The 24,407-nt window shown below is 67.8% G+C and carries 22 protein-coding genes; 11 read left to right on the top strand and 11 right to left on the bottom strand.

Going from position 1 to position 24,407, the window contains the following annotated elements:
* Positions 1 to 9 precede the first annotated feature (9 nt).
* The gene (locus WJ16_RS29055; protein ID WP_069260434.1) at positions 10 to 1,050 is read left to right on the top strand and encodes a bifunctional nicotinamide-nucleotide adenylyltransferase/Nudix hydroxylase; all 1,041 of its coding nucleotides are present in this window, start codon (positions 10 to 12) and stop codon (positions 1,048 to 1,050) included.
* 73 nt (positions 1,051 to 1,123) lie between these two features.
* Positions 1,124 to 2,557: a nicotinate phosphoribosyltransferase gene (locus WJ16_RS29050; RefSeq protein WP_069260433.1), complete on the top strand. Its 1,434-nt coding sequence runs from the start codon at positions 1,124 to 1,126 to the stop codon at positions 2,555 to 2,557.
* Between the two features lie 57 nt (positions 2,558 to 2,614).
* Here WJ16_RS29050 and WJ16_RS29045 read toward each other — a convergent pair whose 3' ends face one another.
* Positions 2,615 to 3,481 carry an NmrA family NAD(P)-binding protein gene (locus WJ16_RS29045; RefSeq protein ID WP_069260432.1) on the bottom strand — a complete coding sequence of 289 codons (867 nt, stop codon included), beginning with the start codon at positions 3,479 to 3,481 and terminating at the stop codon, positions 2,615 to 2,617.
* Between the two features lie 195 nt (positions 3,482 to 3,676).
* Between WJ16_RS29045 and WJ16_RS29040 the strand changes: the two genes are divergently transcribed.
* Positions 3,677 to 4,585, top strand: coding sequence for a LysR family transcriptional regulator (locus WJ16_RS29040; RefSeq protein WP_069261203.1), 909 nt, complete (start codon positions 3,677 to 3,679; stop codon positions 4,583 to 4,585).
* A gap of 15 nt (positions 4,586 to 4,600) precedes the next feature.
* Here the strand turns inward: WJ16_RS29040 and WJ16_RS29035 are convergent, their stop codons facing one another.
* Positions 4,601 to 6,067: an aminotransferase-like domain-containing protein gene (locus tag WJ16_RS29035; protein WP_069260431.1), complete on the bottom strand. Its 1,467-nt coding sequence runs from the start codon at positions 6,065 to 6,067 to the stop codon at positions 4,601 to 4,603.
* 126 nt (positions 6,068 to 6,193) lie between these two features.
* On the opposite strand from WJ16_RS29035, the gene WJ16_RS29030 reads away from it, so the two are divergent.
* Positions 6,194 to 7,081, top strand: a complete 888-nt coding sequence (locus WJ16_RS29030) for a DMT family transporter (protein ID WP_069260430.1) — start codon at positions 6,194 to 6,196, stop codon at positions 7,079 to 7,081.
* Between the two features lie 108 nt (positions 7,082 to 7,189).
* Here WJ16_RS29030 and lysA read toward each other — a convergent pair whose 3' ends face one another.
* Positions 7,190 to 8,428 carry a diaminopimelate decarboxylase gene (gene lysA / locus WJ16_RS29025; RefSeq protein ID WP_069260429.1) on the bottom strand — a complete coding sequence of 413 codons (1,239 nt, stop codon included), beginning with the start codon at positions 8,426 to 8,428 and terminating at the stop codon, positions 7,190 to 7,192.
* A gap of 109 nt (positions 8,429 to 8,537) precedes the next feature.
* Between lysA and WJ16_RS29020 the strand changes: the two genes are divergently transcribed.
* Positions 8,538 to 9,452, top strand: a complete 915-nt coding sequence (locus tag WJ16_RS29020; protein ID WP_069260428.1) for a LysR family transcriptional regulator — start codon at positions 8,538 to 8,540, stop codon at positions 9,450 to 9,452.
* Positions 9,453 to 9,507: 55 nt separating this feature from the next.
* Positions 9,508 to 10,107 (top strand): GNAT family N-acetyltransferase, encoded by a 600-nt coding sequence (locus WJ16_RS29015; RefSeq protein ID WP_069260427.1) that lies wholly within the window; start codon positions 9,508 to 9,510, stop codon positions 10,105 to 10,107.
* A gap of 112 nt (positions 10,108 to 10,219) precedes the next feature.
* Here the strand turns inward: WJ16_RS29015 and WJ16_RS29010 are convergent, their stop codons facing one another.
* Positions 10,220 to 10,798, bottom strand: a complete 579-nt coding sequence (locus tag WJ16_RS29010) for a DUF4142 domain-containing protein (protein ID WP_069260426.1) — start codon at positions 10,796 to 10,798, stop codon at positions 10,220 to 10,222.
* A 422-nt stretch (positions 10,799 to 11,220) separates the two neighbouring features.
* Positions 11,221 to 11,844: an HAD hydrolase-like protein gene (locus tag WJ16_RS29005; protein ID WP_069260425.1), complete on the bottom strand. Its 624-nt coding sequence runs from the start codon at positions 11,842 to 11,844 to the stop codon at positions 11,221 to 11,223.
* A gap of 307 nt (positions 11,845 to 12,151) precedes the next feature.
* Here WJ16_RS29005 and WJ16_RS29000 point away from each other — a divergent pair, with 307 nt between their 5' ends.
* Both WJ16_RS29000 and WJ16_RS28995 read left to right on the top strand, forming a co-directional pair.
* Complete coding sequence (locus WJ16_RS29000) at positions 12,152 to 12,595, top strand: GNAT family N-acetyltransferase (protein ID WP_069260424.1); 444 nt, start codon at positions 12,152 to 12,154, stop codon at positions 12,593 to 12,595.
* A gap of 58 nt (positions 12,596 to 12,653) precedes the next feature.
* The gene (locus WJ16_RS28995; RefSeq protein ID WP_006480837.1) at positions 12,654 to 12,872 is read left to right on the top strand and encodes a DUF1653 domain-containing protein; all 219 of its coding nucleotides are present in this window, start codon (positions 12,654 to 12,656) and stop codon (positions 12,870 to 12,872) included.
* 51 nt (positions 12,873 to 12,923) lie between these two features.
* Here WJ16_RS28995 and WJ16_RS28990 read toward each other — a convergent pair whose 3' ends face one another.
* From WJ16_RS28990 to WJ16_RS28975, 4 genes are all read right to left on the bottom strand, one after another.
* Positions 12,924 to 14,135 (bottom strand): winged helix-turn-helix domain-containing protein, encoded by a 1,212-nt coding sequence (locus WJ16_RS28990; RefSeq protein ID WP_069260423.1) that lies wholly within the window; start codon positions 14,133 to 14,135, stop codon positions 12,924 to 12,926.
* Between the two features lie 336 nt (positions 14,136 to 14,471).
* A complete protein-coding gene (locus WJ16_RS28985) occupies positions 14,472 to 15,542 on the bottom strand; it encodes a terpene synthase family protein (RefSeq protein WP_069260422.1) in 1,071 nt (356 codons plus the stop codon).
* A gap of 54 nt (positions 15,543 to 15,596) precedes the next feature.
* Positions 15,597 to 16,367, bottom strand: coding sequence for a polyprenyl diphosphate synthase (gene uppS / locus WJ16_RS28980; RefSeq protein ID WP_069260421.1), 771 nt, complete (start codon positions 16,365 to 16,367; stop codon positions 15,597 to 15,599).
* Between the two features lie 383 nt (positions 16,368 to 16,750).
* On the bottom strand, positions 16,751 to 18,139 hold the full coding sequence (locus WJ16_RS28975) for an MFS transporter (protein ID WP_069260420.1): 1,389 nt from the start codon (positions 18,137 to 18,139) through the stop codon (positions 16,751 to 16,753).
* Positions 18,140 to 18,685: 546 nt separating this feature from the next.
* Here WJ16_RS28975 and WJ16_RS28970 point away from each other — a divergent pair.
* Both WJ16_RS28970 and treA read left to right on the top strand, forming a co-directional pair.
* Entirely contained in the window at positions 18,686 to 19,315 is a 630-nt protein-coding gene (locus tag WJ16_RS28970) for a TetR/AcrR family transcriptional regulator (RefSeq protein WP_069260419.1), read from the top strand.
* A 135-nt stretch (positions 19,316 to 19,450) separates the two neighbouring features.
* Positions 19,451 to 21,193, top strand: coding sequence for an alpha,alpha-trehalase TreA (treA, locus tag WJ16_RS28965; protein WP_069260418.1), 1,743 nt, complete (start codon positions 19,451 to 19,453; stop codon positions 21,191 to 21,193).
* A gap of 111 nt (positions 21,194 to 21,304) precedes the next feature.
* On the opposite strand, the gene WJ16_RS28960 is transcribed toward treA, so the two are convergent.
* Together WJ16_RS28960 and WJ16_RS28955 are read right to left on the bottom strand one after the other, a co-directional pair.
* Positions 21,305 to 22,765 carry a carbohydrate porin gene (locus WJ16_RS28960; RefSeq protein WP_069260417.1) on the bottom strand — a complete coding sequence of 487 codons (1,461 nt, stop codon included), beginning with the start codon at positions 22,763 to 22,765 and terminating at the stop codon, positions 21,305 to 21,307.
* Positions 22,766 to 22,890: 125 nt separating this feature from the next.
* Positions 22,891 to 23,160, bottom strand: a complete 270-nt coding sequence (locus WJ16_RS28955; protein WP_069260416.1) for a hypothetical protein — start codon at positions 23,158 to 23,160, stop codon at positions 22,891 to 22,893.
* Positions 23,161 to 24,239: 1,079 nt separating this feature from the next.
* On the opposite strand from WJ16_RS28955, the gene WJ16_RS35380 reads away from it, so the two are divergent.
* Positions 24,240 to 24,377: a hypothetical protein gene (locus WJ16_RS35380; protein ID WP_167375402.1), complete on the top strand. Its 138-nt coding sequence runs from the start codon at positions 24,240 to 24,242 to the stop codon at positions 24,375 to 24,377.
* Positions 24,378 to 24,407 lie beyond the last annotated feature (30 nt).

The following is a 24,407-nucleotide window of genomic DNA, read 5'->3' as shown; positions in this document are numbered from 1 at the left end:
GGGAGCCTCATGAGTACGCAACAGAACCGGCGCTTCGACGCGCTCGTTTTCATTGGTCGTTTCCAGCCTCCGCATCGTGGTCACCTGAACGTGCTGAAGTCGGCACTGAGCCGGGCCGCGCGCGTGTGCGTGCTGATCGGATCGACCGACAAGCCCCGCACCATCAAGGATCCGTTTTCGTTCGACGAGCGCCGCCAGATGCTGGCTTCGCTGCTCGACGCGTCCGAGCGCGACCGCGTCACGATCGCACCGTTGCAGGATTCGACCTACAACGACGGCGACTGGGTGCGCTGGGTGCAGGACGCCGTCGCGTCCGCGCTCGGCGACGTCGCGCAGCGCAAGGTCGGGCTGATCGGCCACGAGAAGGACGCCACGTCGTATTACCTGCGGATGTTCCCGCAATGGGAGCTCGTCGACGTCGACGCGACGGAAGACATTTCCGCCACCGAAATCCGCGACCAGTATTTCGCCGAACGCCCCAACAGCTTCGTGCAATGGGCCGTGCCGGAACCGGTGTTCGGCTGGCTCGAGCGTTTCCGCACGCAGCCGGAATTCGCGCAACTGAAGTCGGAAGCCGAATTCATCGCCGGCTATCGCAAGGCGTGGGCGGCCGCGCCGTATCCCGTCACGTTCGTGACGGTCGACGCGGTGGTTGTGCACTCGGGCCATATCCTGCTCGTGCGCCGCCGCAGCGAGCCGGGCCGCGGCCTGTGGGCGCTGCCGGGCGGGTTCGTGAACCAGGACGAGCGGCTCGACGCGGCCTGTATCCGCGAGCTGCGCGAAGAAACCGGCCTGAAGCTGCCGGAGCCCGTGCTGCGCGGCTCGATCAAGGATCGCCAGGTGTTCGACCACCCCACGCGTTCGCTGCGCGGGCGCACGATCACGCACGCGTGCCTGTTCAACTTCCCGACCGGCGAATTGCCGCGCGTGAAGGGCAGCGACGACGCCGACAAGGCGCGCTGGGTGCCGCTGAACGAATTCGCGCAGATGCGCGGCGTGATGTTCGAGGATCACTTCGACATCGCGTATCACTTCTTGGGGAAGCTGTGACACGCTGATTCCCCGCAATCCGTCCGCCGCGACAGACGCGGCGGCACTTCAACGGCCTAGAGGAGCTCTAGCCATGCAAAACGATCCCGGCGGCTTTGCCGCGATTCTCGCCAATCCGATCCTCAACACGGATTCGTACAAGGCTTCCCATTTCCTGCAATATCCGCCCGACGCGACGGCGATGTTCTCGTACGTCGAATCGCGCGGCGGCCGCTACGACCGCACGCTGTTCTTCGGCCTGCAGATGCTGCTGAAGGATTATCTGTGCAAGCCGATCACGCACGCGATGATCGACGAAGCGCGCGACTTCTTCACGGTGCACGGCGAGCCGTTCAACGAAGCGGGGTGGCGCTATATCGTCGAACGCTACGACGGCTATCTGCCCGTGAAGATCCGTGCGGTGCCCGAGGGTTCGGTCGTGCCGGTGCACAACGTGCTGATGACGGTCGAATGCGACGATCCGCAGGTGTTCTGGCTCGCGTCGTATCTCGAGACGATGCTGTTGCGCGTCTGGTATCCGGTGACGGTCGCGACGCGCAGCTGGCACCTGCGGCAGACGATCCGCCGCTTCCTCGAAAGGACCGACGACGATCTCGCGCAACTGCCGTTCAAGCTGCACGACTTCGGCGCGCGCGGCGTGTCGAGCGCGGAGTCGGCCGCGATCGGCGGCGCCGCGCACCTCGTGAGCTTCATGGGCTCGGACACGGTGCTCGGCGTACTGGCCGCGAACCGCTTCTATCGCGAGCCGATGGCCGCGTATTCGGTGCCGGCGGCCGAACACAGCACGATCACGTCGTGGGGCCGCGAACACGAAGCCGATGCGTACCGGAACATGATTCGCCGTTTCGGGCTGCCCGGTGCGATCGTATCGGTCGTGTCGGACTCCTACGATCTGTTCGCCGCGCTCGATCTGTGGGGCGGCGAGCTTCGTCAGGCCGTGCTCGACTCGGGCGCGACGTTCGTCGTGCGACCCGATTCGGGCGACCCGGTGAAAATCGTGCTGCAGACCGTGCGCGCGCTCGACGAATCGTTCGGCTCGACCGTGAACGGCAAGGGGCGGCGCGTGCTGAACCGCGTGCGCGTGATCCAGGGCGACGGCGTCGACGAGCTGTCGATCGAAGCGATCCTTTCCGCGCTCGACGATGCGGGCTATGCGGCCGGCAACGTCGTGTTCGGGATGGGCGGCGCGCTGTTGCAGCAGGTGAATCGCGATACGCAGCGCTTTGCGATGAAGTGCTCGGCGATCCGGCGCGGCGACGTATGGCACGACGTCCGCAAGGATCCGGTCACCGACCAGGGCAAGCGTTCGAAGAAGGGGCGGCTCACGCTGCTGCGCAGCATGCGCACCGGTGAGTATCGGACCGTGACGCTGCCCGTCGCGTGGGACGACCGGGTGCTGGAAGGCGAGTGGGAAGAGGCGCTGGTAACGGTGTTCGATACGGGGCGGTTGCTGGTCGACACGACGTTTGCGGAAGTGCGGGCGAGGGCGCACGCGGGGGAGGTGTGACGCAGCCCACCGGCGCGAGCGGGGCGGCAGCGCGCGATGCGGCCGCCCCGTTCGCGCTCAGGCGGCGCGGGTGACGAGCGTGCGAAGCACGGCATCCACGTCGATTTCCCCTTTCAATACATCCGCGCGTGCCGACTCGAAATCGATCCAGCCTTCGTTGAAGCCGTCGAGCATGCTCATGCGCGGTTCGGGGTAACGCATCCGCTGCGTATCGAACAGGGCTGCCCATGTGTCGCGCGGTACGACTTCGGCGCGGACGGCGCGCCCGAGCACGCGAGCGAACGCGGCCGCAAGGTCGTTCGGGCTGACACGACGCGGCCCTTCGAGCTCGACGATGCGTACGCCGGCCCATTCTTCCTGGAGCAGCGCGGCGGCTACGCGGCCGACGTCTTCGGTAGCGACCATCGGTACCGGTCTGTCGAGCGGCTGGAGAAAGCTGTGGACGACACCGGCGTCGCGTGCCGTCGCGACGTCCCATGCGGCGTTTTCGACGAACCACGCGGGGCGCAGGAACGCGACGGGCATTGGCAGGTCGCCGAACGCCCGCTCGAGCATCGTCAATTGCGTGAGCAGGTTCACCCGCGTCGCCTGCGCGCCGATCGTCGACAGGCAGACGATCTTGCGCGGCCGCGCGGCTCGCAATGCCGCGCCGACTGCGTCGATCACCGCGCGTGTTTCGGGAAATCCCGGGGATGGATCGAAGCACGGCGGCAGCAGAACGAACACGCCGGCCGAGTCCGAGAAAGCCGCCGTCAGTGCAGCGGTGTCGGTCATGTCGGCGAGTGCAACGTCGCAGTTGCGCGCAGCCCAGGGCACGGCGCGATCCGCGCTGCGCGTGACGGCCCGCACGCGCTGGCCGGATGCGAGCAGCGTTCGGGCAAGTGCGCCGCCGACCTGTCCGGTGATGCCGGTAATGGTGTACATGGTTCGAAATCCTCATCGAAAAATGGGAGGAATGCGCGCCGGAACGGCCGGTAGGCGCATCTGCCTGTCGTACTCGGCATGCCGCCGCAGGGGGTTGCCGTCGCGATGCATCGGGTTGCATGATAGGGAACGGCGATTCCTGACGGAATCGAATTCATGTCATTGGATTGGTGATTTTTTGTCATGAGCGAAATCATGAGCATCGACGGGCGGATTCTGGCGAACGTGGGCGTGCTGGCCGCGATCGTGGAGGGCGGCAGCTTCGCGCGCGCGGCCGATGCGCTCGGCATGTCGCCGTCCGGTGTCAGCCGGGCCGTCGGCCGGCTCGAGGCGCGCGTCGGCGTGCGGCTGCTCGATCGCACGACGCGGTCGGTGACGCTCACGGACGAAGGGCGGCGTCTGTACGAAGACATCGGGCCGCTGCTCGCCGGCATTGGCGACGCGGTCACGCTGGCCGCCGGCTCGGCCGCCGCCGTGCGTGGCAGGCTGCGCGTGAATGTCGACGCCTATTTTTCGCGACGGGTACTGGCACCGCATCTGCCCGCGCTTCTTGCGCGCCATCCCGATCTGTCGCTGGAACTCGCTGCGCGCGAGCAACTCGGCGATCTGGTCGCCGAAGGATTCGACATTGCGGTGCGGTTTGGCGAACCGCCGTCATCGTCGCTGGTCGCGCGCAAGCTTCTGGAGACGCGTGCGGTGACGGTCGCCGCGCCCGCATACGTGAAACGGCACGGGCGTCCCGAGACACCGGCCGATCTCGTCGGCCATGCCTGTATCCAGATGCGCAACACGCTGACCGGCGAGCCGCTCGAATGGGTCTATCAGCTTGGCCGCAAGCGCGTGCCGGTGAAGACGACCGGCCGGCTGCTCGTCAACGATGCCGGCACGATGCTCGGCGCATGCCTGGCCGGTGCCGGCGTCGCGCGCTTCAAGGCGAGCGGGGTAGCGGGGCTGATCGAGCAGGGGCGGCTCGTTGAACTGCTCGCGGATTGGCGCGGCGAGGCGTTCCCGCTGTTTGCGTACTATCCGTCGCGTCATCTGCCACCCGCAAAGGTACGGGCGTTCATCGATTTCGTGGCCGAGATCGTGGCGATCGGCAGTTAGCACGATCGCCCGCGATCACCGCTCACCTGCGAGCGCGCGCGTTCCGGCATCCGTCTGCATGCCAGCCCGCGCCGCCTCCATCGCCCGTGCGAGCGCATCGAACACGGCCGGCCCCTTGCAACGCGACACGTTGAACCGCAGGTACGACGTCGCGCCGTGCGACGGGCTGAACACGTTGCCGGGCGCGAGCACCACGTCCTCGTCCAGCGCATGGCGCGCGACACGCGCGGCGTCGAGCCCGTCGGGCAATTGCGCCCACACGAACAGGCCGCCGCGCGGCTCCGTCCAGATTCGCAGCCCGGCGCGCGACACGCGCCGGAGCGTTTCGCCCATCGCATCCGCGAGGCGCGCACGCAGGCTGTCGACATGGCGCCGGTACGTGCCGTCGACGAGCAGCCGGTGTACGACGTTCGCGCCGATCTGCGCATGGCCGAACGACGTCGCGAGCTTCAGGTCGACCAGCGCATCGATCCATTCCGGGCGCGCGGCGACATAGCCGCAGCGGATCGCGGCCGACAGCGTCTTCGAGAAGCTGCCGATCGATACGACGCGCGACAGCCCGTCGAAGGCCGCGAGGCGCGGCGCGGGCGTGCTTTCGAAATCCGCGAAGATGTCGTCCTCGACGATCAGCAGGCCATGCTCGGCCGCGAGCGTCAGCAGCCGGTGCGCGACGGGCGCCGAGAGCGTCGCGCCGGTCGGGTTGTGCAGCGCCGCGTTGGTGATGTACAGGCGCGGCCGGTGCTCGGCGAGCACCTGCTCGAAGCGCGCGAGATCGGGGCCGTTCGGCGTGTACGGGACGCTGACGATCCGCGCGCGGTGCGCACGCAGCAGCGCCTGGAAGTTGAAATAGCACGGATCGTCGAGTACGACCGTGTCGCCAGGCTCCAGCAGCAGGCGGCACACGAGATCGAGTGCGTGCGAGCCGCCGTCGGTCAGCATGATCTGCGCGGGTTCGGCCTGGATGCCATGCTGCGCGAGCCGCCACGCGAGCTGCTGGCGCATCGCGGGCAGGCCGAGCGGCGTCGCGTAGTCGGTCAGCGCGTCGGATTCGTCGCGCGACGCGGCGCGCAGCGCGCGGCGCAGGCTCTCGTCCGGCAGCCACGACGGCGGCAGCCACCCGCAGCCGGGCTTCACGGACGTCGGCGCCGCTTCGAGCGACTGGCGCGACAGCCACAGCGGATCGAGCCCGCGATCGAGGCGCGGGCCGAGATCGGCGAGCGCGAGCGGCGGCGCGTGCCCCGACACATAGAAACCCGAGCCGCGCCGCGCCACGAGCACGCCTTCGCTCGCGAGTCGCTCGTATGCATCGACGACGGTCGATTTCGACACGCCCAGCCCCTCCGCCATCATCCGGATCGACGGCACGCGCGCGCCGGGCACCAGCGCACGGCTCGCGATCCGTGCGCGCAACGTATCCATCACGGTCTCCACGCGCGTGCGCGACGGGGTGGGCGGAACGGGAAGCGGGTTGGCCTGGCTCATGGCGAAGAATGAACTGTACGGCCGGTTGTCCAGTACAGTTTGTCCGAATTGTATTGGGCTGTAGCTTACGCGCTTTTCATGGACGGCGGATCATCGGTCATCCACTTTCCCCGTTCAGGATTTCCCGTGCAAAAAACGACCGACGGATGGCTCAGCGGCCTGCTGGGCGTAATCATCTTCAGCGGCTCGCTGCCCGCGACGCGTGTCGCGGTGCAGGGGCTCGACCCGCTGTTCGTCACGTTCGCGCGCGCGACGATCGCCGGCGCGCTCGGCCTGCTGCTGCTCGTCGTGCTGAAGCAGCGCCGGCCGACGCGTGCCGAAGCCGTGTCGCTGGCCATCGTCGCGCTCGGCGTCGTGGTCGGTTTTCCATTGCTGACGGCGCTCGCGCTGAAGCACGTGACCTCCGCGCACGCGATCGTGTTCGTCGGGTTGCTGCCGCTCGCGACCGCGCTGTTCGGCGTGTGGCGCGGCGGCGAACGGCCGCGGCTGCCGTTCTGGATCTTCTCGATCGTCGGCAGCGGTGCGGTGGCCGCGTTTGCGCTGCGTAACGGCGGGCAGGCATCGGTGGTCGGCGATGCGCTGATGCTGGCCGCGATCGTCGCGTGCGGGCTAGGCTATGCGGAGGGCGCGCGCCTGTCGCGCGAGCTCGGCGGGTGGCAGGTGATTTCGTGGGCGCTCGTGCTATCGCTGCCGCTGATGCTGCCGCTCGCGTGGCTCACCCGGCCCGCGTCGTTCGACGGCGTCGATGCCGCCGCGCTGTGGGGGCTCGCGTACGTGTCGCTGTTCAGCATGCTGATCGGCTTCGTGTTCTGGTATCGCGGGCTCGCGCTCGGCGGGATCGCGGGCGTCGGCCAGTTGCAGTTGCTGCAGCCGTTCTTCGGCTTGCTGCTCGCAGCCGGGTTGTTGCACGAGGCCGTACCGTCGTCGATGGTCGTGGTGACGGTCGTCGTGGTCGGCTGCGTGGCGGGCGCGAAATACTTCTCGAAAATGACGCCCGTGCGGCGCGCGGGCTGACGCGCATGGCCGAACGGAGGGGGCGGGCGCTTCCCGTCGAAGGTTGACGCGCTCGCGCCCGGTCGTCCGGGGCACGCAGGCCGCGCGCCCCGTTGCTTCGTGCCGGCGTTACTCGAACGTTTCGAGCGCGAGCAATTCGTCGATCGTCTGCCGGCGGCGGATCAGACGCGGCACGCCGCGATCGACGAGCACTTCCGGCGCGAGCGGCCGGCTGTTGTAGTTCGACGACATCGACGCGCCGTACGCGCCCGCGTCGTGCAGGAACAGCAGGTCGCCGATCTGCGGCTGCGCCAGCTTGCGGTGCGTGACGACACCGCCCGCATCCTGCGTGAACACGTCGCCCGATTCGCACAGCGGCCCCGCGATCGCGATGTCGACGAGCGGCCGGCCGGCCGGCAGCGCGCCATCCGGCGCATGCACCGACACCGCGTGGTAGCTGCCGTACATCGACGGGCGCATCAGGTCGTTGAAGCCCGCGTCGATCAGCACGAAATCGTGCTTCGGCCGGCGGTTGACGGCCTGCACTTCGGTGACGAGCGTGCCGGCTTCGGCGACGAGGAAACGGCCCGGTTCGATCTCGATGCGTACCGGGTGGCCGAGGTGCCGCTCGATCCGCTTGCGCGCGGCGTCCCACTGGCTGAAGTAGTGACCGACGTCGACACGCGGCTCGCCGTCGCGATACGGGATCGACAGGCCGCCGCCGGCCGAGATCGCGTCGATGTCATGGCCGAGCGACGTGACGAGATCGACCATCGCATCGCATACCTGCGACAGGTGGTCGTAGTCGACGCCCGAGCCGATATGCATATGGATGCCGACCAGCTTCAGCCCGTACCGGCGCACGATCTCGATCGCGCGCGGCACGTCGTCGATCCAGATGCCGTGCTTGCTCTGCGGGCCGCCGGTGTTGGTCTTGTTGCTGTGGCCGTGGCCGAACCCGGGGTTGACGCGCAGCCACACGCGGTGGCCGGGCGCGTGCTCGCCGATGCGCGCGAGCATGTCGAGCGAACCGGCGTTGACGGTCACGCCGTGCTTCAGCACGGCCGCGAGCGTCGGGCGGTCGATCAGGTCGGCCGTGAACACGACGCCCTCCGGCTCGCCTGCCGGACTGAACCCGGCCGCGAGGCTGCGCTCGATCTCGCCGAGCGACACCGCGTCGACGCACGCGCCTTCCTCGCGCATCAGCTTCAGGATATGGACGTTCGAGTTCGCCTTCTGCGCATAGCGGATCACGTCGAACTGGCGCAGTTGGGCGATGCGGTCGCGGATGACGTCGGCGTCGTACACCCACAGCGGGGTGCCGTATTGCTGCGCGAGCGTCGCGAGCTGGCGGGAATCGAGGGACATGGCGGATGAATCGGGACGAATGAACGGATAACGTGAATGATGCGCCGGATTGGCTATACAGTAAAATGCCTGTATATCGACATTCGATTCATATCTGATATAGCCGATCATGCTCACGCATCGTCATATCGAGGTTTTTCGCGCGCTGATGGTCACCGGCAGCACGACGCGCGCGGCCGAGATGCTCTATACGTCGCAACCGACGATCAGCCGCGAGCTCGCGCGCATGGAGCAGGTGGTCGGCTTTGCGTTGTTCGAGCGCGCGCACGGCCGGCTGCGGCCGACGATGGCGGCGCTCACGCTGTTCGACGACGTGCGGCTCGCGTATGTGGGGCTTGAACGCGTCGCGGCGACGGCCGCGCGCCTGCGCGAGTTTCGCGACGGTCAGCTGTCGGTGATCGCGCTGCCGGCGTTTTCGCACGCGATCCTGCCCGGCGCGTGCCGGCGTTTTCATGACGCGCACGCGGGCGTGAGCGTGTCGGTCGCGACGCAGGAATCGCCGGTGCTCGAAGAGTGGCTGACCGCGCAGCGTTACGACGTCGGACTGACCGAGCACGACGTCGCGCCGCCCGGCACTGTGCTCACGCCGCTGCTCGAAGTCGACGAAGTCTGCGTGCTGCCCGACGGCCATCCGCTGCTCGCGCAGGACGCGATCGATCTGCCGGATCTCGCCGACCGTCCGTTCGTGAGCCTGTCGTTGAACGATCCGTACCGCATCCTGATCGACGAGGCGTTCGCGCAACTCGGCGTCGCGCCGCGCTCGGTCGTCGAAACACCGTCGGCGGTGTCGGTGTGCGCGTTCGTGCGGCAAGGGCTCGGCGCCGCGATCGTCAATCCGCTGACCGCCATCGATTTCGTCGGGCGCGGCCTGCACGTGCGGCCGCTCACGCGGTCGTTCCCGTACCGGGTCAGCGTGATCGTGCCCGAGCATCGGCCGAAGAGCCTGCTCGTCGATGCGTTTGCCGACGCGCTGCGCGGCGAGGCGAACGCGATTCGCCGGCGCCTGGCCACGCTGCTCGGCTGACGCGGCCGTATGATGGGCGTTTCACCGCCATCGCCGCCTTTTTCCGGAATTCCTCATGACCGACACTTCCGTTTCCCTCGAACCACCGATCCTCACCGGCGCATGCGTCGAACTGAGGCCGCTCGACCGAGCCGACCGGCAGGCGCTGCTGGATGCCGCCGCGGACGGCCAGCTGTGGAACCTGAAGGTCACGGTCGTGCCGGGCCCCGAGACGGTCGACGCCTATATCGACACCGCGTTGCAGGGCCGCGCCGCCGGCACCGTGATGCCGTTCGCGATCGTCGATCGCGCATCGGGCCGCGTGATCGGCAGCACGCGCTTCTGGAAGATCGATCGCCAGAACCGCAAGCTCGAGATCGGCCATACGTGGCTGAGCGAATCGGCGCAGCGCACGCGCGCGAATACCGACGCGAAACGGTTGCTGCTGGGTTATGCGTTCGACGTGCTGCAATGCGTGCGCGTGCAGTTCACGACCGACGAGCTGAACGAGAAATCGCGCGCGGCGATTTTGCGGCTCGGTGCGAAGCAGGAAGGCATCGTGCGGCACGAACGGATCATGCCGGATGGCCGCAAGCGCAATTCGGTGCGCTTCAGCATCATCGACGACGAATGGCCGGACGTGCGTGCGCGGCTGGACGCGAAGCTTGCGACGTAACGTGCAACGCGTGAGGTGCGACTTCCGACGCGCGTCGCGCCGCCGGAAGGGGGCGGCGACGCGACGGGAGGGAAAGCAGCGCGCCGCGCATCACGCGCGGCGCGGCGGCGCGTTACTGCGCCGATGCGAGGTGGTGGCGTTCCGCGAGCTTCTGCGCGTCCGCATACTGCTTCTGCAGGATCGGCAGCGCCTGGCGGGCGACTTCCTTCAGCTTCGCGTCGCGGCCCGATGCGATTTCGGCCTGGAATGCCGAAATCGTCTTCTGCTGGCCGGCGAGCGCGACCTGTTCGATATACGCCTTGTCGAACTCGGCGCCGCGCAGGTTCTTGATGCTGTCCAGCACGGCCGTGTCGGGGTCGTTGGCCGGCACGTCGACGCCGCGCGGGCTGGCTGCGCGCATCGCCTGGATGATCTTTTGATCATCGGCCGACACGCGTTGCGCGAATGCCTTCACCTGGCTGTCCGACGTGCGCGAGTCGGCGATGCGTGCCGCGCCGTGCTGCGTCGACACCGTTTTCGTGCCGTCCGTGATGAAGGCCTGGTCGGCTTCGTGGATGCGCGTCGCGGCGGCGGCCGGCGCAGCCGGTGCGGCCGGTGCCGGTTGGGCGGTTTGCGCGGTCGCCGTCACGGCGACGAGAAGCAGGCCAGCGGCAGACAAGGCAAGGCGCGAGACTTGGGGAAAGCGGTTCATGGGACCTCCTTTCGATCGGGGCTCTGGTTGAAAACCGGATCGTTCGATCCGGTGCTGTGCGAGAGACCGGGCGCGCCCGGGCCGGATTCGACCGCCGCTCTGCCGCGGCGCCGGTCGAAGTGTTTCCCGGCCCGACCGATTCTAGGAGAGCGATCCGGTAGCAGGTGCAACGGTGCTGTGGTTTGTGTAACGGTTGGTAAGACGAATCGATGAGCGTGCGCGCCGACAGGTATTGCGTACATGCTGTGTGTGCGGCGGCGGCAATTTTTGCGTGCACGTGACGCGTGAAATGCACGTGGGTGTCATCTGGCGGCCATCGTGGTGTCGTGGGAGATCGTGCGTGGCGAGCGGCGGACCGAACCGGACGTGCGCCGCGAACGAAGCGAACGACGTGCACGACACGCAGGACGCGCACGAATGCGTCACACGCGATCGAGCAGGGCGGCGAGACTCGGCAGCAACGGTGTCGCGCAATGCGCCTGCAGCGCGTCGGGCGCGGTATAGCCCCACGCGACGCCCTGGAATGCGATGCGCGCGCGTCGTGCCGCGTCGGCATCGCGGATTTCGTCGCCGACGTACAGCGCTTCGTCGTGCCGCACGCCGGCCTCTTGAACGAGCGCGCGCAGACGACGTGCCTTGCCGAACAGCGGAATGCCGCACGCGAAATGTTCGACCCGGCTGCTCGCGGGCGGGCCGAGCCGGTCGCGCACGATCGCCTCGGTATTCGATGTGGCGATCGCGATGCGGATGCCGCGCGCGGCGAGCGCGTCGAACGTAGCGTCGACGCCGGGGAACAGCGCCACTTGCGCGACACGCGGCTGCATCAGGCGACGCATGTCGATCGTCACGCGCGGCACTTTCCACATCGGCACGTCGAGCGCGCGAACGATGTCGCGCGCCGACATGCCGCGCAGCGCCGGGCGCAGCTCGGGCGTCGCGTCGCGAAAGCCGTGCAGACGCGACGCTTCCGACAGCGCCGCGAGAAAGCTGTCGAGCGAATCGGCAAGTGTGCCGTCGAAGTCGAATGCGATGAGGCGGTAGGGCATGAAGCGGTGTGGCGGGTTGATCGGGCAGGGTGACATTGTCACCGAATCGAGTGCTGTCGCGTGCACGATCGGCTGAGCGTGCGGAGACGCGAGAGGGTCGAGCGCGCTCGCGCCGCCTCATCGGGACGATTGGCACCGATGTGCGGTTTGCTGAACAAGTCGGCCACCTCAGCCCGGTTGCACGCCACTTTCGCCCGGAAGGCGCATGCGCATCCGTCGAGCCGCAGCGACATGCAGCACCGCTTGTCGCCCCACGCGCTGCGCGGTATCGTCGGCGTTTCGCCTTCCCCTCGAACCGGAGACCGACGTGCCCGCTGCCGCCCCCGCCACGCTGAGATTTTCCACCGACAAGCGCGAACTCGACGTCGACGCGATCTTCGACTTCCTGCACCGCGACGCGTACTGGTCGCAGGGCATCCCGCGCGACGTGGTCGAGCGGGCGATCGCGGGGTCGCTGTGCTTCGGCGCGTACGTCGGCGACCGGCTCGTCGGCTTCGCGCGGCTCGTGACCGATCACGCGACGTTCGCGTACCTGTGCGACGTGTTCGTGCTGCCGGCCGACCGCGGCCACGGTTACGGCCGCGCGCTGATCGATTACGTGTTCGCGCAGGAGATGGTGCAGGGCCTGCGCCGCATCATGCTCGTGACGTCCGATGCGCATGCGCTGTACCGGCCGGTCGGCTTCGGGCCGGTGGAGAATCCCGAGCGGGTGATGGAGATCCGCCGCCCGGACATCTACGCGAAACGTTGACGCGCGGCGCAGCGCATACAATACGCACTTTCCGTTTTTTGCCGAAGAGAAGCCCGTCATGACCGAACAGGAAGCCGAACAGCTCGCGACGCATCGCCATTACAAGGGCGGTCTGTATCGCTATATCGGCGTTGCGCGCCATTCCGAAACCGAGGAATCGGTGGTCGTGTACGAACACCTGTGGCCGCATGCGCGCGGGCTGTGGGTGCGGCCGGAAGCGATGTTCAACGGCAATCTCGAAGACGGCACGCCGCGTTTTCGCAAGCTGCGCGATTGACGGGCGGCCGGCCCGCGCGGGCCGGCACCCTGCGCGTGAGCCGCGCGCGCGTTACGCGACGGCCAGCGCCTTCTCCAGCTCGGGCGGCGCGTGCCGGACCGTGACGTCCGGCGTGCCGTGCCATGCAGCGAGCTTCTTCACCGCCTTCGCGACATCGGCCGCGACCCCGGTGCCGAATCGCACACCGGGCTCGACATGCACGGCCTTCAGTTCGAACGTGCCGAGCGTGCGATGCGCCTTCGCGTCGACGCGCCCGACCAGCCGGCCGCGATGCAGCACCGGCAGGCAGAAATAGCCGTAACGCCGCTTGTGCTCGGGCGTATAGCATTCGATCGTGTAATCGAAACCGAACAGCGTCGATGCACGCCGCCGGTCCCAGACGACCGGGTCGAAAGGCGACAGCAGCGTCGTGACCGTCGAGCGCAGCGTATCGGCCTCGGCGGCCGGCAGCCACGCTTCGAGCGAGCGATGCACGTAGGCCGGCTCCTTCCAGCCGTCGATCGCCACCGGGATCAGGTCGCCCGCGTCCGCGAGCTGCTCGAGCTCCGCGCGGTACGAACGGCGCGGCAGCCGATAGTAATCGGCCACCCAGTCCGCGCGCACGACGCCGAGCGCGCGGCACGTGAGGTCGAGCAGCGCGGGCAGCACGGCTTCGCGCGGCGGCAGGTCGCGCGCGTCGTCCCAGTCGGGCAGCACGCGCTCGCGCACGTCGTAGACGCGCTGGAAATTGCGGCGTTCCGACACCATCAGGTCGCCCGTCGTGAACAGCACTTCCAGGTGACGCTTCTCGGGCTTGCGATCCCACCACCCGTTGCCTTTCACGCCATCGTCGCGGACGAAATCGGCCGAGCGCACGGGGCCTTCGTCGCGAATTCGCGCGAGCAGCCGCTCGATGGCGGGACGATGCTGTTCGTGCCACTCGGCCGCGTATTTCCAGCCCATTCCCGACGGATCGAGCATCTTGTAGCGCATCAGGCCGAACTGCTCGATCGGCAAAAAGCACGCCTCGTGCGACCAGTATTCGAACAGGCGCGCCTCCGCGAGATGTTCGTCGAGCCACTGCGGCGAGAAATTGCCGAGACGGCTGAACAGCACGAGATACGGGCTCCGCGCGACGACGTGGATCGTGTCGATCTGCAGTTGCGCCATCCGGCGGATCGTGTCGAGCACGTCGGATTTGGTCGCCTTGCGGCGGGGCGGCGTCAGCAGGCCCTGCGCGGCGAGATGCAGCGCGCGGGCGGCGGCGGGCGAGAGCGTAAGCATCGGAAGGGCGGCCGGGAGTGATGATCGGGAGCCACTTTAGCGCGAAAGCGGCGCACGCGCATGACGTGCCGCTGCAACGTGTCTGACAATGCTTGACAGATGCATTTCGCAAGTTTCCCTATAGTGCAGTCCATGGCGCGACGAAATGAGCGCGCAACGATTCCGCTTCCGACGCACATATGTCCATGGCACGCAGGAAGCGAATCCGGGATTCTCAACCCCCATCGGGAGACCCGGAGCCCTGAGCGGACATCCATGCGGTTGCGCACCGGCCCCGTGTGGATGTCCGCTGATTTTTTTGTTTTTTCCGGTTTCCCCTCTCCGTCACGCGGCCCTTCAGGCCGTGGTGCTCGTCTCCCCCGGCCGCAATGCGCGCGACAAGTCGTAATGTCGGGCCGCGCCGTAACGCGGCGAACCGAAATGCCAGTCGTAGTTGCCGCGAATATACGTGCGGGCTTCGTCAAGCAGCCGCAGCGACGTTCGGTCGGTGGTGCGCGCCCGCACCCGTGTTTCCAGATCCAGATATTGCGCCAGATACCCGTTGTGGATCCCGGCCGCCGCGTCGAGCGCGGCTTGCGGCGCGAGCCCGCGTTCGTGCATCAGGACGCACACGAGATTGCTGCTCGATTCGCCGGCTTCCTTCGGATACGAAAAGATGTCGTTGCACAGGCACAGGATCAGGCTGGACAGCTTGCGCAGGCGCTGAACCTCCTCGTCGGCGTAGAAAGCGGCCGGGGCTTCGTAGCCCGCGGCGATATCGATCAGCGCAAACGCGCCTTCGCCGCATCCGTTGTACGTGCGGCCGGAAAGATATTCGGCCTCGCCCGGCACGACGTCGGTCGCGTAACGGCCGGCTTCCCACAGCGTCGAAAACAGGAACGTCATCATGCCCGCCGTCCAGCGCGCGAACTGCGCGCGCGTGCACGTGGCCGCGATGCGTGCACACACGTCCTGCGTCGCCCGTTGCAGCGACGGCAGGAATGCCGCCAGGTGCGGCAGCCGCGCCGCCAGCGCAGTGCGCAGCGGCACCGGATCGTAGCCGGTCGGATCGGCCATCATCTCGTACAGCCACAGGTAGAGCGCCCCGAGATCGCCGGGCGCGCGCGCGGCGCCGTGCAGACTGCACAGGCCGTCGTCGATCGCGAAGATCCAGCCGTATGCGCGGGTCGTCGTGCACAGGCCGTCGAAGGTCGCATGCGCATAGACGCGCGCGCAGTATTCCCCGACCTTGCCGTGGCGAATGCCGCTGGCCCAGCGCGGATCGTCGAGCACGCCGTGGCCGTTCATCCACGCATGCAGATCGGCTTCGGCGCGACCGGCATCGGGATGCACGGGCGTTTCGAACGGGTGGAACAGATGCGGCAGCACCAGCGCGGGCGCGGCGGCAACGGTTTCGACGGTGGACATGGCGTATCTCGCGAAGGGCGGATGACAACGGGCGCAGTGAAGGTGCGCTCCGGCCTACTTGCCGGACCGGCGCGTGCGTTTGCCGTAGGCATCGATGGCCTGCTCGAAGTCGTTGCGTCCGAAATCGGGCCAGCACGTCGGCGTGAAATAGAACTCCGAGAAAGCGGTTTGCCAGAGCATGAAATTCGACAGGCGCTGCTCGCCGGACGTGCGGATCACGAGGTCCGGTTCGGGCTGGCCGGCCGTGTAGAGCCGGCTCGCGATCAGCTCGGGGCTGAGCCGCGCGAGCAGCTGATCGACGGTGCCGACCGCGACATGCTCCTCGATCAACGACCGGATCGCATGCAGCAGGTCGAGGCGGCCGCTGTACGCGACCGCGATGTTCACGTCGAGCCCGCGCGAGCCGGCCGTGCGTCGTTGCGCGGCGTCGATGCGCCCGGCCGTGGCGGGCGGCAGTTTCGTCAGGTCGCCGATCAGGCGCAGGCGCCAGCGGCCGCTGGCGGCGAGTTCGTCGAAGACGTCGGCGATCACCGCGAGCAGGCCGCGCAATTCGTCGGCGTCGCGGTCGAGGTTGTCGGTGGACAGCGGCCAGAGCGTCACGAACGGGATGCCGGCTTCCTCGCACCACGACAGCAGCGCGTGCACGTTGCGGCCGCCGGCCCGGTACCCTTCGGCGGGCGGCAGGCCGAGCCGGTCGGCCCAGCGCCGGTTGCCGTCGAGAATGACGGCCAGATGCGCGGGTAGTCGCCGCGGGGCGATGGCTGGCGCGACCGGCGAATCGACGGCGAACGGGTTCGGCGCACGCAAAATCAGCTCTTGAGTCATGGCGACTCCTTCGACGCATGAAAGCGGTCGAAACTTGAAGCAGCAGATGGGATTGTTACCGCAACTGTCCGAATGCCGGCGTGGGGATGACGTTCGCGCGGATGCGGGCCGCGCATTATTGGTCGATATATTCCGGATTTTCAAGTGATCCGCGTGCGCGAATCGCAATGCCCCCGGGGCGCAAGGCCGGGCGGGCATTGCGCCGGACAAGGCGGAAGCCCCGTACGGTTCCGTTCAGGCGATTTTCGGTTCGACGTGATTTTCAGGTCGCTATTGCGGCCGGCGCTTTTTATTCATTTCGCTTTATTGAATAAAGCGGGAATTGAAAAATAAAAAGCAACGCAATTTGCGGGCGGCGAAAACGATTCCGCCGCGCGGGCCGCTTATTGCCGCTTGCCGCGCGCGACTTCGTCGCCGGCGCCGGGCGGCAGCCGGCGCGTGATCGGAATCGATGCGAACGAGCACAGCCCGACCACGACGAACGCGGGCCAGAAATCCGACCACACCATCTTCTGATGACCCTGCAGCCAGTGCGAAATATGCAGCACGAGGCCGGCCACCGTCACGCCGAGGCCGAGCGACATCTGCTGCACGACGCTGCCGAGGCTCGTCGCGCGGCCCGCATCGCGCGGCGAGATGTCCGCGTAGATCATCGAGTTCAGGCTCGTGAACTGCAGCGCGGGGAAGATGCCGCCGACGAGCACGATCAGCCAGATCGCCCAGGTCGCCATGCCGGGATGGAACACGCCGTACGCGGCGATCGCGAGCCCCGCGAAGGCCGCGTTGTAGATCAGCACCGTGCGGAAGCCGAAGCGGCGCAGCGTATGGGTGGCCGTCGAGCGGCTCATCGCGCCGCCGAACGCGGACGCGCAGGTGATCAGCCCCGAATGGAACGCGCTCATGCCGAGCCCTTCCTGCAGCGCGAGCGGCAGCAGGAACGGCACCGCGCCGAGGCCGATGCGGAACAGCGACCCGCCGACGACGCTCGCGTGATACGTCGGAATCTTGAGGAAACTGAGGTCGAGCACCGGGCGCTCCTTGCGGCGCGCGTACGGCACGTAGAGCGCGAGCATCGCGGTGCCGGCCACGCACATGAGGATCGCGTTCGAGCGCGACGTGAGCGAGCCGTCGATCAGCGTGAGGCCCATCAGCAGCAGCGCGGCGCCGCTGGCCGACAGCAGGAAGCCGAACCAGTCGAGCGGGCCCGGATCGGGCTCGCGCGTGTTCGCGATGTGCTTGCTCGCGAGATAGATCCCGTAGATGCCGATCGGCACGTTGATGAAGAAGATCATCCGCCAGTGCAGGTAGGTCGTAATGAAGCCGCCGACGAGCGGCCCGACCGTCGGCCCGAACAGCGCGGGAATCGCGAGGTAGTTCATCGCGCGCACGAGATCCGAGCGCGGCACCGCGCGGAAGATGATGATGCGCCCGACGGGCACCATCATCGCGCCGCCGACGCCCTGGATGAAGCGCGCGAACGTGAGCACGCCGAGGGAATTGGACGCCGCGCACATCAGCGAGCCGACGACGAAGATGCCGATCGCGGTGCGGAATACGGAGCGGGCGCTGAAGCGGTCGGCGAGCCAGCCGCAGATCGGGATAAACACGCCGAGCCCGACCACGTAGGCCGTGATCGCGATGTTCAACGTGACGGGGCTGTGCCCGAAGTCCCTCGCCATCGCCGGGAGGGCGGTGACGATGATGTTCGCGTCGACGCTTTCCATGAACAACGCACAGGCAACGATGAGCGGTGCTAGAAAGACGGGCGACATGGGCTGGGCACGCGGTAAAGGCGTCATTATGCCCACAATGTGACCGTTGAGTCACGTACGACAACAGTTGTTCCGCATGTTGCAACAGTCGTCTTTTCGAGCGGGCGGGGTGGAAAGAACGACTGCGCGAACGGGCGCACGCGCAGCATGGACTCGGCTGACAGGCTGCGCGGTCTCGACGGTCGGCAGGATCTTCGCGATGTCGAAGCGGCGATCGCCGGAATGCGTCTCGTGCAGTGCCGCGACGGCGAGTTCACGCGCGTGGCGATCCTGCGCGACCCGGACTCGCGAGCCGGTCGTCCACGCCGAGTCGGGTGGGGTTTCGTTGCGGCGCAGCGAGTCGCGTGTGCCGTCAGTTTCGACGAGAGCGGTGCAATGTGTTCGTGCAGTAACCATAGAGGCTTCGCGATTCGGCGCACGTGCCGGAGAACAGGAACACGATGGGCCGCGTCACGGTTCACCATCGCACACGGACCTTTTTGACAGCGCGAAAGGGCGTTTCTAGAATATGAGCGTTTGCTCATATTCGAAGCTCGCATGCCCACCATGTCCGAATCGTCTTCGCGCACGCCGCTGTCGCCCCGCAAGGCACCGCGCCAGCGCCGTTCGGTCGCTACCGTCGACGCGATCGTCGAGGCCGCTGCCCGCGTGCTGGAGCGCGACGGCCTCGACGGCTACACGACCAACGCGGTCGCGGCACTGGCCGGCGTGAGCATCGGCTCGCTCTATCAATACTTCCCGAATCGCGATGCACTGACGGCCGCGCTCGTCGAGCGCGAGAGCGCGCATCTGCTCGACGACGTCGATCGCGCGGCCGCGCTGTCGTGCTGCGACGACGTCCTGCGCGCGCTGGTGCGCGGAGCCGTGGCGCACCAGATGCGCCGGCCGGCGCTCGCGCGGCTGATCGATTTCGAGGAAGCGCGGCTGACGCTCGACGCGCGCGACGCACGGGTCGCGGACCGCATCCACGCCGTGCTGCTGCATGCGCTCGGTCTGCGCGACGCGCCGCACGTCGCGGCGCCCGACGTCGTCGCACGCGATCTGCTCGCGATCGTGAAGGGGATCGTCGATGCGGCGGGCGCGCGCGGCGAGACCGACGACGCTGCACTCGAAGCGCGCGCTTGGCGCGCGGTGCGCGGCTATCTGCGCGAGTCGCGCGAATCGAAACTTGCTTGACATGCGGGTTTCGTGCGACAGTCGGACCCACTCGCACCACTACATGACGCGTATCGATCGACGGCCATCGAGACGAACGCGCGCGCGAACGAGACCCCGTGCCGATCCACTCACCATCGAAAGGGGGGACACGTCATGACGTCACGTCGTGCCGCATCGATTGCATCTCGCTTGTCAGCCGGTCCTGCATCGCATCCCGCATCGGGTTTCGCACCGCCCGCGCCACGCCTGCGCTGGGCTGCCGCACTGGCCGTCGCCTACCTCGCCGTCGCCGGCTGCGCCGCGCAGGCCGACAACGCGAACCCTGCCGCCGCACAGGTTGCCCGCCCGCCCGCGGTCGCGGCCACCTCCGCCGCGGCGGCGGCCCCCGCGGCGGGCACGCTGCTGCCGCCGCCGAGCCAGCTCTACGGCGACCTGTTCGTCGCGGTGCAGACCGCGCAGCTCTATCCCGACCAGAAGACCTTCGTCGACGCGACGCCCGATACCGATCCCGCGACGATCGTGCAGTTGTATCAGCAACAGAAATCGCAGCCGGGCTTCTCGCTGAAGGCGTTCGTTGACCAGCATTTCACGCCGCCCCCGGCAGGCGGCGTGACGCCGCCGCCGAACCAGACGCTGCGCCAGCACATCGACTGGCTTTGGCCGCAGCTCACGCGCACGAGCACGACGGTGCCGCCGTACAGTTCGCTGATTCCGATGCCGAAACCGTACGTCGTGCCGGGCGGCCGCTTCCGCGAAGGTTACTACTGGGACACCTATTTCACGATGCTCGGGCTGCAGGTGTCGGGCCGCGAGGATCTCGTCGACGACATGCTCGACAACTTCGCCCACCTGATCGACACGATCGGCCACATTCCGAACGGCAACCGCACGTATTACGCGAGCCGCTCGCAGCCGCCGTTCTTCGCGTACATGGTCACGCTCGCCGCGCAGGCCGAAGGCGACAAGATCTACCTGAAATACCTGCCGGAACTGCGCAAGGAGCATGCGTACTGGATGCAGGGCGAAACCACGACGCCGCGCGGGCAGGCCGCGCGCCACGTGGTCGCGATGCCCGACGGCGCGGTGCTGAACCGCTACTGGGACGCCAGCGATACGCCGCGCGACGAGTCGTATCTCGAGGACGTGACGACCGCGAAGTCGGTGCCGTCTCGCCCGGCGAACGACGTGTACCGCGACCTGCGCGCGGGCGCCGAAAGCGGCTGGGACTACAGCTCGCGCTGGTTCGGCGACGGCAAGACGCTCGCGACGATCCGCACGACGTCGATCGTGCCGGTCGACCTGAACAGCCTGATGTTCCATCTCGAGACGACGATCGTGAAGGGCTGCGCGGTCGCGCGGGACATCGGATGCGTGACCGATTTCTCCGGGCGTGCCGCGCGGCGCGCAGTCGCGATCAATCGCTATCTGTGGAATCGTCGCGGCTATTACGGCGACTACGACTGGCAGTTGCGCAAGCCGCGCGACGGCGTGACGGCCGCCGCGCTGTATCCGCTGTTCGCGGGCGTCGCATGGCCCGAGCGCGCGAAGGCGACCGCGCGCGAGGTGCGCAAGACGCTGCTGCAGCCGGGCGGCCTCGCGACGACCACCGAGAACACCGGGCAGCAGTGGGATGCGCCGAACGGCTGGGCGCCGTTGCAGTGGATCGCGATCGACGGGCTGCGGCGCTATGGCGACCCGGCCCTCGCGAAGGACATCGGCACGCGCTTCCTGTCCGACGTGAAGCAGGTGTATGCAGCCGAAGGCAAGCTCGTCGAGAAGTACGTGGTCGAAGGCGCGGGCACGGGCGGCGGCGGGGGCGGCGAATATCCGCTGCAGGACGGCTTCGGCTGGACCAACGGCGTCACGCTGAAGCTGCTGGGGTTGTACGGCGAGTAAGACGGCGAGTCATACGACGCGGCGCGTGCCGCGTCGCCCGCACGGGAAACATCACACGGGTCGGAGCGGCGCGCAAGTGGCCGTCCGGCCCGTGTCTTGATGCGGGCTGCGTCAGAACGTGATCGTCGTGCGCACGCCGATCACCGTTTCGTCGCCGATGCGCGCACCGGCCGCGTTCGGGTTCGGGATGCCGCCGCCCGGACGGAAGAAGTGCTGCAGGTCGGCCTGCACTTGCCACCACGGCGCGACCTGGTACTGGTAGGTCGCTTCGACGACGGTTTCCGCGCGGCGCACCGGGTAGCCGGGTGTCGCGTACACGCCGGTGTCGCCGTCGAGGCCGCGCGCATGCGAGCCGATCTTCGCGTAACCGACCGCGATGCCCGCCACGTCGTCGTCGCGCCCGGCGAACGGCGCCTTCAGCGTCACGCCTGCGTTGGCCGCGAAATCGACGATATTGCGATCGCCCGGCGAGCCCATCACGCGCGCGAACACGCCGACCGCGCGCGGGCTGTCGGCCGACGGCCGCCATACCATCTGGTCGGCCACCGCATAGAAACCGTAGTTGCCGCGATGGGTGGCGGCGATGCCGTTGCTGTCCGGATTCGCGAGCGACAGGCCGTCGGTGCCGTAGCGCGGGTCGTTCGCATGCTGCGACTGATACCAGAAGCCGAGCTTGTACGTGCCCGGCAGGCCGGCCGGCTGCGGCGCCTTCGGGTCGGCCGGGGGCGCGTTCAGCGCGTACTGCACTTCGCCGATCACGAATGCGCCGCTGCGCAGGTTGAAGTTGGTGCCGTGCGCGTTCAGCACCTGCGGATCGCCGTCGCTGCGCCCGGCCGGGTTGCCGTCGAACACGCCGACCATCGCGGTCCACGCATCGGCCGGCTTCACGCGCAGCCGCACGCCGAGCGACGACAGCGGATACGCGGCGCCGCCGGCCGGCAGGTCGGTCGACGGCAGCACGGGCCAGCCGAACGTCGCGTTCATGAACGTCGCCGCGTTCTGGCTCACCATGAATTCCTGGTCGACGCTCTGCTGGCCGACCTTCACGTCGACCTTGCCGTCGAGCAGCGACTGCTGGTACCAGAGTTCCCACAGGCGCGTGGTCGCATTCGCCTCGATGCCGGTCGCGGTCTGCAGCGTCTGCAGGTAGCGCTGCGTGAGGTTGGTGCCGTGAATCTGCAGCGCCGACACGTTGAACGTGCCGCCCGGCAGGCCGACCGCCTTGCCCGTGTCGACGGTGAAGCCGAATTGCGTGAGCCCCTGATAGGCACCGCCGCGATTCGTGCCGCCCGACGTGTTGTACAGGTACTCGCTGGTTTCCTGCAGGCTGAGCGTCACACCGTGATCGCCGAGCACGTCGCGCAGGCCGCCCATGTTGCCGAGCAGGTTCGAACGCTCCCACAAGCCGGTGGGCGCGGCGGCATCGGCGGCCTGTTGCGCGGGCGCGGCGGCGTCGCCGGCGCTGGCCGGCGATGGCGACTGGGCGAACGCGGGCGCGGCGGCGAGCGACAGCAGCATGGCGAGCGCATCGACACGGCGCTTGCGCGGAACGGGTTCGAGAGGGTTCTTCATGTGGATTCCGTTGTTGGTTTGTTTAGTCAAGCTGACGAAATGAACACGGGATGCGCTGCGCATGGCGGGACGATCGCGCGGCGGCCCCTGGCGCCTGGAAACTGGCGCGGCTGCGCAACGGCGAGTTACGGCAGCCAGCCGCCGATGCGCCACACCTGCGCGAAGCCGAGGCGCGACGCCGCCGAACACAGCAGCGCGACGAGCGCGACCGCGGCGGCCATCACGGCGACCATCACGCAGTCGAGCAGGCGCGGGGCCGCCGGCAGGTGGGCGAGTGCCGTGCCGCGCCAGTTGCTGAACGCATGGGCGAGCGGCGAGCGGCCGGAAATGAACGAGCGGTCGCATGCGCCTTGCAGGATGCGCTTGAGCCTGACCGCGAACGATTGAAGAAACATGACGCTGCCTCCGTCCGGTCCGGCTCGGGCCGGACGACGTGATCGAGCGCGGGCGCTTGATGCAGCCTGCGATCGGAGGGTGGAACGTAACGGAGCGTGCAACGGACGAACCGGCGATGGCCGGCCCGGGAGGAAGCGCGCTAACCCGGCGAATGCGAGCTAGCGGCGAACGACATGCGTGCGGCGGCTATCTCGCGATGGCTTGGCCGGCGTGGGCCGGCATCGAACTGCAACTAGAGCATGTGTCCACGGATGGAACCCTGTGATGAATTGCGGCGGATTGTATGCGTGTGGTTTGCTGCAGCGCAAGTAAAAAACGCACGAACGGCGCTGCGTGTGGCGTGCGCCTCACTGCGCGCGGCTGCATCGCGGCCCCGGCAAGAGGGGGTGCGACGACGCGGCGGCGGTGCGCCGCGCCGTTGTTCACGCACATCGGATCGTGACCGTATCGCGACGCGCTGAAAGGTTTCGTCGCGTCGTTTCGAGGGCAAATCTTTCAATGCCGCAAGGCGGGAAATTTATTTGGGGAAATGGGGTTTGGAGGGGTTGACTTCACTTTCGGGCCGTCCATAGAATCCGCCATCTTCACTCTTGGGGCCGCCGCCTTGGACGCCTGCAGTAGTCGATCTTCGAACGAAATTTCCGCCTGAGCGACCGACGTCCGCGCCTCATCGAAGCCGCCGTTTGTCCCCCGGGCAAACGGTGCGCGCAGCAGTATTCCGCAGCAAATCCCTACGTGCACCCTGATTCGCGCCGGTTAGCGTGATGCGTTTTCGCATGCGCCGCCCGGCTTCACCGCCGCCTGGCTGGCGGCCGCGTTCGCGCATGCCTTTGCCCGGCGCGCGAATGCCGGCCCGCACGCCGGACGGCGGTCAACCGTGTTCTCCGGAACACCGCACAGGAGCCGCCATGAACGACAGTGACAGTTGTCCCTTATGCCCGTTGCACACACAGACCCTTTTGAACCCGGGTCGCAGGGACACTCCGGCCGACTAGCCTGACACGTCGCTCAGGCCCCGGACTGGCCCCGCGCCCAACACGCGGCCGGCACGCCTGCCGTCGCCGCATGGAGCCAGACCATGAACTTCGGCCTTCTGCTGTCGAATCTTCCGCACGTCACGGAATCGCGCCACCACTACGACGCGATGCTGATGCTCGACGCCCGTCCGCGGGTGTTCTCCCGCCTGCTGACCCGGCTGAAATCGCTGCTTCACTGAAAGACGCACCGAGCGCGTCTCGGCATGCGC

Origin of the sequence: Burkholderia metallica (assembly GCF_001718555.1) — a bacterium.
GTDB classification, from domain to species: Bacteria; Pseudomonadota; Gammaproteobacteria; order Burkholderiales; family Burkholderiaceae; genus Burkholderia; species Burkholderia metallica.
The sequence above is the reverse complement of the archived record's forward strand: the minus strand, read 5'-3'. Positions and strand labels throughout refer to the sequence as shown.

Bases quoted from the DNA above. Each gene is read 5' to 3' on its own strand.
- uppS (WP_069260421.1), bottom strand. From the start codon at position 16,367: ATGACTCAAGAGCTGATTTTGCGTGCGCCGAACCCGTTCGCCGTCGAT.
- WJ16_RS29055 (WP_069260434.1), top strand. From the start codon at position 10: ATGAGTACGCAACAGAACCGGCGCTTCGACGCGCTCGTTTTCATTGGT.
- WJ16_RS28970 (WP_069260419.1), top strand. From the start codon at position 18,686: ATGTCCGAATCGTCTTCGCGCACGCCGCTGTCGCCCCGCAAGGCACCG.
- WJ16_RS28990 (WP_069260423.1), bottom strand. From the start codon at position 14,135: ATGCTTACGCTCTCGCCCGCCGCCGCCCGCGCGCTGCATCTCGCCGCG.
- WJ16_RS29040 (WP_069261203.1), top strand. From the start codon at position 3,677: ATGAGCATCGACGGGCGGATTCTGGCGAACGTGGGCGTGCTGGCCGCG.
- WJ16_RS28985 (WP_069260422.1), bottom strand. From the start codon at position 15,542: ATGTCCACCGTCGAAACCGTTGCCGCCGCGCCCGCGCTGGTGCTGCCG.
- WJ16_RS28960 (WP_069260417.1), bottom strand. From the start codon at position 22,765: ATGAAGAACCCTCTCGAACCCGTTCCGCGCAAGCGCCGTGTCGATGCG.
- lysA (WP_069260429.1), bottom strand. From the start codon at position 8,428: ATGTCCCTCGATTCCCGCCAGCTCGCGACGCTCGCGCAGCAATACGGC.
- WJ16_RS29015 (WP_069260427.1), top strand. From the start codon at position 9,508: ATGACCGACACTTCCGTTTCCCTCGAACCACCGATCCTCACCGGCGCA.
- WJ16_RS29050 (WP_069260433.1), top strand. From the start codon at position 1,124: ATGCAAAACGATCCCGGCGGCTTTGCCGCGATTCTCGCCAATCCGATC.
- WJ16_RS29045 (WP_069260432.1), bottom strand. From the start codon at position 3,481: ATGTACACCATTACCGGCATCACCGGACAGGTCGGCGGCGCACTTGCC.
- WJ16_RS28955 (WP_069260416.1), bottom strand. From the start codon at position 23,160: ATGTTTCTTCAATCGTTCGCGGTCAGGCTCAAGCGCATCCTGCAAGGC.
- WJ16_RS29005 (WP_069260425.1), bottom strand. From the start codon at position 11,844: ATGCCCTACCGCCTCATCGCATTCGACTTCGACGGCACACTTGCCGAT.
- WJ16_RS28995 (WP_006480837.1), top strand. From the start codon at position 12,654: ATGACCGAACAGGAAGCCGAACAGCTCGCGACGCATCGCCATTACAAG.
- WJ16_RS29020 (WP_069260428.1), top strand. From the start codon at position 8,538: ATGCTCACGCATCGTCATATCGAGGTTTTTCGCGCGCTGATGGTCACC.
- WJ16_RS35380 (WP_167375402.1), top strand. From the start codon at position 24,240: ATGAACTTCGGCCTTCTGCTGTCGAATCTTCCGCACGTCACGGAATCG.
- WJ16_RS29010 (WP_069260426.1), bottom strand. From the start codon at position 10,798: ATGAACCGCTTTCCCCAAGTCTCGCGCCTTGCCTTGTCTGCCGCTGGC.
- WJ16_RS28975 (WP_069260420.1), bottom strand. From the start codon at position 18,139: ATGTCGCCCGTCTTTCTAGCACCGCTCATCGTTGCCTGTGCGTTGTTC.
- WJ16_RS29035 (WP_069260431.1), bottom strand. From the start codon at position 6,067: ATGAGCCAGGCCAACCCGCTTCCCGTTCCGCCCACCCCGTCGCGCACG.
- treA (WP_069260418.1), top strand. From the start codon at position 19,451: ATGACGTCACGTCGTGCCGCATCGATTGCATCTCGCTTGTCAGCCGGT.